This window comes from Paenibacillus sp. N119s (assembly GCF_059447605.1).
Genome location: NZ_JCAJRU010000430.1, coordinates 1 through 1,639, shown reverse-complemented (window position 1 = coordinate 1,639; position 1,639 = coordinate 1). Strand labels below are relative to the sequence as shown.

Here is a 1,639-nt window from a genome sequence, read left to right as displayed (position 1 = left end):
GACAACACCTTTATACCGTACACGTTTGTACTTACCACAATGACATTCCCAGTCTTTCGTAGGTCCGAAAATCTTCTCGCAAAATAGTCCTTCTTTTTCCGGTTTAAGCGTACGATAGTTAATCGTCTCCGGTTTTTTGACTTCTCCGCGGGACCAAGAACGAATCTTTTCGGGGGAAGCAAGCCCGATTTTCATATATTCGAAATTGTTAACGTCCAACAAGGAGCAACCCTCCTTAACCAAATCCTGAGTTTTTAGGTTTGATACCGCCCGGCAGCACCGGGCGGTATCAAGAGGCCCGATCCATTCAAAATGGATTAAGGCATATAACAAAGCTGATATGAGTCAGTCAGCAGTCAAACTACTCTACGCCAACCTCAGAGCCTTCCAGATTCAAACTCAGCTTATCGCCAGTTGTATCATCCTCATCATCAAGCTCTCTCATTTCGATCTCTTGTTCGTCTTCGGACAGAATCTTCACGTCCATACCCAAGCTTTGCAGCTCTTTGATCAAGACCTTGAATGATTCAGGAACACCCGGTTCTGGGACATTTTCACCTTTGACGATGGATTCGTAAGTTTTAACACGTCCAACCACGTCATCGGATTTCACAGTCAAAATTTCCTGAAGCGTATACGCCGCACCGTAGGCTTCCAGTGCCCATACTTCCATCTCCCCGAAGCGCTGACCACCGAATTGAGCTTTACCACCCAACGGCTGCTGCGTAACGAGAGAGTAAGGGCCTGTAGAACGAGCATGGATCTTATCGTCGACCATGTGCGCCAGTTTGATCATGTGCATGACACCGACTGTAACTTCACGTTCAAAACGATCACCTGTACGCCCATCATACAACACTGTCTTACCATTGCGTTGCATACCCGCTTCTTCCATCGTATCAAATACGTCATACTCCTTGGCACCATCGAATACTGGAGTTGCCACATGAATACCAAGACGCATTGCAGCCATACCCAAATGCACTTCAAGCACCTGTCCGATGTTCATCCGTGAAGGTACGCCCAGCGGATTCAGTACGACTTGTACTGGCGTGCCATCTGGCAAGAACGGCATATCTTCTTCAGGCAGAATACGGGCAACGACACCCTTGTTACCGTGACGTCCGGCCATTTTATCGCCTTCGGAAATTTTACGTTTTTGAGCAATATAGACGCGTACCAACTGGTTTACACCCGGTGGCAGCTCATCGCCATTTTCACGTGTAAATACTTTAACATCTACGACGATTCCGTCGGTTCCGTGAGGAACTCTCAAGGAAGTATCACGAACCTCGCGCGCCTTCTCACCGAAGATTGCATGCAAGAGACGTTCTTCAGCTGTCAACTCAGTTACACCCTTAGGTGTTACTTTACCAACAAGAATGTCACCTGCGGCGATTTCAGCACCGATGCGAATGATGCCGCGCTCATCTAGATTGCGAAGCGCTTCTTCACCGACATTCGGAATATCACGAGTGATTTCTTCTGGTCCAAGTTTCGTATCGCGGGCTTCAGATTCGTATTCCTCGATATGGATCGAGGTATATACATCCTCTTTAACCAGCTTCTCGCTCAGCAAGATCGCATCCTCGTAGTTGTAACCTTCCCAAGTCATGAACGCTACGACAACGTTACGTCC

General features: G+C 47.7%; 2 protein-coding genes. Both read right to left on the bottom strand.

Annotated elements, in window-relative coordinates; translation table 11 throughout:
- A partial coding sequence (locus AC5V8P_RS25490) for a hypothetical protein (RefSeq protein WP_495474041.1) occupies positions 1–195 on the bottom strand: 195 nt, incomplete at its 3' end.
- A 166-nt stretch (positions 196–361) separates the two neighbouring features.
- On the bottom strand, positions 362–1,639 hold a 1,278-nt coding region (locus AC5V8P_RS25485; protein WP_495474040.1), incomplete at its 5' end, for a DNA-directed RNA polymerase subunit beta.